The organism is Pseudolactococcus chungangensis CAU 28 = DSM 22330, from assembly GCF_002441885.1.
Taxonomy (GTDB): Bacteria; Bacillota; Bacilli; order Lactobacillales; family Streptococcaceae; genus Pseudolactococcus; species Pseudolactococcus chungangensis.
On the sequence record NZ_JXJT01000014.1, the window covers coordinates 42,619 to 49,767 of the forward strand.

Annotated in this window: 6 protein-coding genes; all 6 read right to left on the reverse strand. The window is 37.4% G+C overall.

Going from position 1 to position 7,149, the window contains the following annotated elements:
* Positions 1-413: 413 nt before the first annotated feature.
* The 6 genes from RR45_RS06940 to RR45_RS06965 all read right to left on the reverse strand — a co-directional run bounded on the left by RR45_RS06940 (position 414) and on the right by RR45_RS06965 (position 6,909).
* A complete protein-coding gene (locus RR45_RS06940) occupies positions 414-1,277 on the reverse strand; it encodes an Rgg/GadR/MutR family transcriptional regulator (protein WP_031365851.1) in 864 nt (287 codons plus the stop codon).
* Positions 1,278-1,629: 352 nt separating this feature from the next.
* Entirely contained in the window at positions 1,630-3,738 is a 2,109-nt protein-coding gene (locus RR45_RS06945; protein WP_031365852.1) for a heavy metal translocating P-type ATPase, read from the reverse strand.
* Entirely contained in the window at positions 3,731-4,096 is a 366-nt protein-coding gene (locus RR45_RS06950) for an ArsR/SmtB family transcription factor (protein WP_031365853.1), read from the reverse strand. Before RR45_RS06950 ends, RR45_RS06945 begins: the two co-directional genes overlap by 8 nt.
* Before the next feature lie 92 nt (positions 4,097-4,188).
* The gene (locus RR45_RS06955; protein ID WP_084463486.1) at positions 4,189-4,323 is read right to left on the reverse strand and encodes a FeoB-associated Cys-rich membrane protein; all 135 of its coding nucleotides are present in this window, start codon (positions 4,321-4,323) and stop codon (positions 4,189-4,191) included.
* Entirely contained in the window at positions 4,320-6,422 is a 2,103-nt protein-coding gene (gene feoB / locus RR45_RS06960; protein ID WP_031365854.1) for a ferrous iron transport protein B, read from the reverse strand. Before feoB ends, RR45_RS06955 begins: the two co-directional genes overlap by 4 nt.
* Positions 6,415-6,909 (reverse strand): FeoA family protein, encoded by a 495-nt coding sequence (locus tag RR45_RS06965; protein ID WP_031365855.1) that lies wholly within the window; start codon positions 6,907-6,909, stop codon positions 6,415-6,417. The genes feoB and RR45_RS06965 overlap by 8 nt, the downstream gene beginning before the upstream one ends.
* Positions 6,910-7,149: the final 240 nt, after the last annotated feature.

Consider the following 7,149-nt stretch of genomic DNA (forward strand, 5'->3'; position numbering starts at 1 on the left):
ATATTGACTCCTTCTATCTTGTCATTAACATACTATTCCCTCACTCAAAATAAATAAAGTGGAGAAAGATAAACAATTAAGTTTTGAAAGTCGTTCGAACTAACTTACAATTCTAATTCTACTACATAAAAATTATTAAATTTCAAAAATTGAGAATCTGCATGACTTGATGATGAAAATTGTATATTCTCTTGACTTTAAAACAAAAATTGAGAATGCTCAGGACTTTAGCTTTATGTCCTGAGCATTCTCAATTTGATTCATTTACTCCTGCAGATTCTCAATTCTGCATTTTTAAATATTTTCTGATGCTATAATAAATTTATCAAGTAAAACGAAAGGAGAAATCAATATGTTAGCTTTTTTACGTTCACTTATCTTTACTAAATGATTACAGATGAAATAGCTAGAACTTAGTGTTCCTTTGCCATGAACATCTCAATTCGTTTAGCTAAATCTACAATGCCAAATTTTTTTAAAACCTGAATATCGCTCTGTATCTCCTCGAAAAGTTCAGAGCTTTTTTCTTGCTTAAATTTGGAAAAAGTTTCAAAAATAGAAACTATAATCTTCCCTTCCATATCCCATGCATCTAAAAGTTCCTCTAGTTCATTTTTAATTCTATTCGCACGCGTGTATTGTTCATTACATACCATATGGACATATAAATTTACTAAAGTTCTTTTAACAACATCAGCATGAGAATATAATAGATTAGATAGTTCATCGCAATCTAACATCTCTAGCCCCAAATAATAGGCTTCTTTAAGACTTAACGCTTCCAAACAGTTGGAGAAAACATCAATTTCAAAAAGTGTCCATTGCTCGATACTTGTTAGATAATCCTGAATGAGTTTTCGATCGTTATCTGTGATTAAGTTTTCTCCTGATGAATCATATATCGCCACTTTAACCATGACATTATAAATTTTATCAATTTTTTTCTTGGCTCTCGGCTTTAATAATTTTTTCATTCGCTCTATATCATTATTTATAGCGTAATCACTCATTTGTTTCATAAAAACATGTAGCCTACTGGGTTCATAAGTCGGCATCAAAGCAAAAAACTCTGTTGGGGTCATGTTAAGCCCCTGAATCGCTAGCAAAAGACACTCAGCCGAAAACATACTTTCGCCTTTTTCAAAACGTGAAATTTGAGAACTATGAAGATAGCCTGTCTCAATCTCACCATAACTATAGCCACGCGCTTCACGCGTTTTTTGATAAAATGTTCGCAATTCCATTTGTTCAGACATTTCTTCTTGTAATTTTGTCAAACACTTTCCTCCAATCTAAATAAAAAAACGAAGTTCTTCTTACTAATTTTAACATAATCAGTAAGAATAATACAAAAATAATAAATTATTACAATCATTTATTTCATATATAAGAAATTTATTTATCAATTTTTATTTGTATATCTCAACTTAAATGCATTAAAGTTTTAGACTAGATTACTATTTGGTATATTTTATAAGCTATTCCCACTAAATTAATCTTCAAATGGATAACCTAAGTACTATCTTTTATCAATTAAAAAAATCGTAAGATTAAAATGTTTCAAAGCATATTTCTCTTACGATTTTACATTTTTATATTTTTAATTCTGATACGCAATCTAATTATATGTCACTTCACTCGCAACAACCGAATACCATTCAATGTAACGACTATCGTCGCACCCATGTCAGCTAAAATGGCTATCCAAAGTGTGAGCCAGCCTGGGATAACCAGTAGCAAGGCGATGACTTTCAAGACTAATGAAAAAGTAATATTCTGCTTAATGGTTCGTAAAGTGCTACGGCTCAGTCTGATAAGAAATGGTAATTTAGATAAATCATCTCCCATTAAAGTGACATCTGCGGTTTCTAAAGCTATATCTGTTCCCACGACACCCATGGCAATACCGACAGTCGCCACTGCTAAAGCTGGTGCATCATTAACACCATCGCCAATCATAGCAACGCGTCCAAAGGTCGCTTGTAAGTTCTGAATCTCTTGCAATTTATCTGCTGGCATTAGATTTGCTTTGACTGATGAGACACCCACTTCTTTGGCAATCTGATTCGCTGTTGCTTGGTTGTCTCCTGTCAGCATGACCGTCTCTTGAATGTCAAGTGATTGTAATTCTTGTATCGTTTGTTGACTCATTTGTCGAACGATATCTTGCATGGCAATAACTGCTAGGACTTGCTCACTTGTACCAAAGTAGATAACCGTTTTACTTTGGTCGTGAAAGGCTTGTGCTATAGTAGTGATTTTTGAGTTTGATGAAAATAATGTTGCGCTACCAATAAAGTAAGTTGTACCTAAAATGTCGCCCCGCACACCACGTCCTGTGATTGACTGAAAATTTTCAATGCTGGTCTGTATTATGTCGATGCCACGTCTTTGATTTTCCTCTACAATAGCAGAGGCAAGAGGATGTTGCGCATAACTTTCCAAGACTGATATTTTTTGAAGTAGGTCAGTTTCATTATAGCGTTCATCTACTACAACAAAGTCAGTTACTGTCGGTTTTCCCTCTGTCAAAGTACCCGTTTTATCAAAGGCAATGGCTTGAAGCTTTCCGATTTCTTCTAAATAAATCCCACCTTTAATCAAGATACCATGACGCGCAGCGTTAGCGATAGCAGACACGATAGAGACTGGGGTTGAAATGACTAAAGAACACGGACAACCGACGACTAGGACTGATAGACCTTGGTAAAACCATCTCTGCCAGTCGCCACCGAAAAACAAGGGTGGAACGATGATGATCAGGGTCGCTAGCAAGATAATGAATGGGGTATATATTTTTGCAAATTTGTCAACAAAAGCCTGAGCTGGTGCGCGTTCACCTTGGGCTGATTCGACGAGTTGGATAATTTTGGCAAGCGTTGTATCTGATGCAAGTTTTGTGACTTGAACTTCTAGATAACCTGTTTCGTTAAGTGTTCCTGCAAAGACTACATCTCCAATTCGTCTGTCAACTGGAAGGGATTCTCCTGTAATGGCAGCTTGATTAACGGCTGAGTCACCTCTTATAACGACACCATCCATGGCAATTTTCTGACCAGGTTTAATAATCATAATATCATTAATTTGAATCTCCTGAACAGCAATTGTTTGTTCTAATTCATTACGGCGAACCGTTGCAACTTTTGGGGCAACATTCACTAGGGTTGAAATTGATTGTCGCGCCCGTTCGGCTGCATAGCCCTCTAGCATCTCACTTATCGCAAAAAGAATGACGACAACAGCTCCCTCAGCAAAGTCACCTATCAAAGTAGCACCGATAATGGCAATTGTCATCAAGGTTGCCATTGAAAACTCAAACTTGATGAGGTCTTTAAATCCCTCTATAAATAAGGCATAGCCACCTACTAAGATTGCCATAACAAATAGAACAGGCATCAGAAAATGTGGCTCCCCTATACACCATTGACTAATGAAAGCTAGAATAATCAGAACTACTGCAATCAATTGGCTACGATTGTCACGCCAAAAAGAAGTCTGCCGATGTGTTGTATCAGAGTTAGTATCTTGTTCTGGTCTTACCTTAATCTTGTCAAAGGCACCCGCTTGTTCCAATTCGGCAACTGATACATGTCCTGTTACGGTTAACTTAGCTGCGCCATAATTGACTTTTGCCGCACTAACACCTTCAATTGCTTGAACATTTTTCTCAAATTTAGCCGAACAATTTGTACAAGATAGACCAGTCAATCGATAATGATGTATTTCTTTGTCAGCCATAGGTAATCCCCTCTTTTTCTCGGTTCATCGCGTCTAGCACGAGCTGTTGAATCATTGGATTGCTGAGTTGATAATAAACCATTTTACCAATTTTTTCATGTGTCAAAATTGACTGTTTACTCAAAGTACGTAAATGATGAGAAGTTGTGGCAACAGTTGCTCCGATGATGCGTGCGACATCACAAACACAGAGTCTCTCTTGTTTTGTCAAGGCATACAATATCTTAAACCGATGTTCATCTGCTACCACTTTAAAAAGCTGGCTGATGGTAAATATATCAGCTGCGGCTAATTCTGCTTTCACTGCCTTTACTTTCTCTTCATTAAAGCAAGGAATTTTACAACTTTCTTCACGCATTTTATATGGCCTCCTATTATTCAAATCACCGTTTGATTATTTCTAGTTTAACATAAAGAAAAAACATATTCAAACTTTCATTTGAATATGTTTCATTTCATCTGCTCTTTAACCGGACAAGAGCAACCGCAATCTTCACAAGCGCCACGAGACTTGATGAATTTATAAAAAGCATAGCCAGCACCTGCGATAGCTAGGGCAAAAATAATGATGGTTTGGATGTTCATATAGTCACACTTTCTGAAAGTTTAGGCGCTTGGTAGACTGGTTTTCTAAACACATAGTAACTAGCAAGCAGTAGAGATAAAATCGCTAACACAGTCGATAGGTTAACTTGACCTGTAGCAATAGTCGTCCCAATCTGATAAACGATAAAACTGATGATATAGGCAATACCACATTGGAAACCAACTGCAATACCTGTCCATTTTGCTGTTCCCATTTCACGATAAATGGCACCGATAGCAGCAAAACATGGTGCACAAAGTAAATTAAACAAGAGCAAGGTATAGGCAGATAAGGCTGTGAAATTACTCTGCATGGCAGTATTCAAAGCCGCACCACCTTTCGCATGATACAACACACCCATGGTCGAGACGAGTGTTTCTTTTGCAAGTAAACCAGTAAACGTCGAAACAGTTGCCTGCCAAGAGGTCCAACCTAGTGGGGCAAAAATCGGCATAATCACTCGGCCAATCCCTGCCAAAATAGATTGCTCCGTATCAACGACCTGCAAGCGAAAATTGAAAGTTGTCAAGAACCATAGCACTATCGTCATGGCAAGAATAATCGTTCCTGCACGCTTGATAAAACTTAATCCTTTATCTAACGCATAGCGTAAGACGTTTGACCATTTCGGCATGTGGTAATTTGGTAACTCCATAATAAATGGTGTCACAGAACCGCCTAATAATTTAGTCTTTTTCAGCATGATACCACTGATGACAATCGTAAAAATACCAACGAAATAAGCACTTGGCGCAATCAAAGAATTATTAGGGAAAAGAGAGCCGGCCACCAAAGCAATAATCGGTAATTTAGCCGAACATGGCATGAAAGTTGTCACCATAATCGTAATTCGACGGTCTCTTTCATTTTCAATTGTCCGAGACGCCATCACACCTGGAATACCACACCCTGTCGCAATCAACATTGGGATAAAGGATTTACCCGATAGACCAAAGCGACGGAAAATACGGTCCATGACGAAGGCAACGCGACTCATATAGCCTGAATCTTCCAGAATACCTAAACAGATAAAGAGAACAAAAATTTGTGGAACAAAACCAAGAACAGCGCCGACACCGGCGATAATGCCGTCCAAAATTAAACTCTGACCAATTGGTGCGATATTTAAAAAATCAAGCAAATTTTGAGCATAATGTGGGACGATTTCCCCAAATAATTTCTCATTTACAAAATCTGTTCCCATAGTGCCAACCGTCTGGATGCTGACATAGTAAACTGCCCACATCACGAAGAGGAAAAAAGGTAGACCAAAATGACGTGATGTCACAAATTGGTCAATCTTATCTGACACATTCAATCTGACACCTTGTGTCCGATGCTCAACCATGTCAGCCAAGGTCGTCAAGTATTGGTAGCGCTCATTAACGACAATGCTTTGTCGATCATCCAGAAATATATCTTCTGCAATCGAGATAATTTCTGAGACTTCATCAGTTTGTTTGGCTGATAAAGCAACGCGCTCAATTATTTTTTCATCATTTTCAAAAATCTTAATGAGTTCAAAGCGATTTGTGATGTTCGTCACATTAGAAAGTTCCATTAAGCTAGCCTCAAAACGTTCATCATAATGAACTTGAACTTGAGGGACCGTTGCTTTTTGACTCTGGGCAACTAAGTTATCAAAGCCTTGATTTTTAAGGGCCGAGATATTAACAACAGGTACGCCAAGTGAGTAAGATAACTTTTCTGTGTCAATGAAGATATTTTGTTTCACCAGCAAATCGGTCATGTTGAGGGCAATGATAACAGGTTTTCCAATCTCAATCAACTGGGTTGTTAGATAAAGATTACGCTCAATATTCGTTGCATCTACGAGGTTAATCACAACATCATAGTCATCAGATAATAAATAATCTCGAGTGACATTTTCCTCTGGCGTGAAAGGAGATAGAGAATAAATACCAGGTAAATCCTGAATGATAATTGACTTATCTTTAACGTATTTACCTGATTTTCTCTCGACAGTCACACCGGGCCAATTGCCAACATATTGATTAGCCCCTGTCAACAAATTAAAGGTTGATGTCTTACCAGAGTTAGGATTTCCGACTAGTGCAAATCGTTTGTTTTCAGTCATTTTCTAGTACGCTCACTTCTACTTTTTCTGCCTCATTTTTTCGCAAGGTCAGTTCGTATCCTCTGACATGTAATTCCATCGGATCACCTAATGGTGCTACCTTTCTAACAAAGATACGTGTGCCACGTGTCACACCCATGTCCAGTAAGCGACGTTTCAAAGCTGCCTCAGCAGGATCCGACGGATGTGCAACGGCAATACTAAGGACCATAGCCATCTGCCCTGGTTTAACTGATGATAGTTTGGTAAGGTTGCCACGACCGATGAGTTCTTTTGAGAGTGTAATATTATCCAAAATGGTATTGTCTAATGCAACACGGGAATTGTGAATGAGAATGACACCGTTATGCTTGTCACGATTCATCACGGCGACGCGTGCGTTTTTAACAAAACCTAAGTTTTGTAGATGCTTTCTACTATCCGGGTCACCTTTAATTTCTGAAACAAAATAGGTTTGCTTGAGTGGGCAACTAGTTAATGTAATCATATTATTATTTTGAGGTTGTTTTTTGATAAAAAGCAACCATCATTCCTTTCGGCTATCAATACATATCAGATTTAACTATCAAAATCAAATGATTTCTTTATTCATTTATTATAGCACAAAAAGTAAAAGGTTTTAGACAAAAAATGAAAAATTTTTCCGACATTTTGTATAAAATCAAAAAATCGAGGGATTAACTCGATTTTTGATTCTATGATTTGTCAAATTAAGTTAGAATAAAAT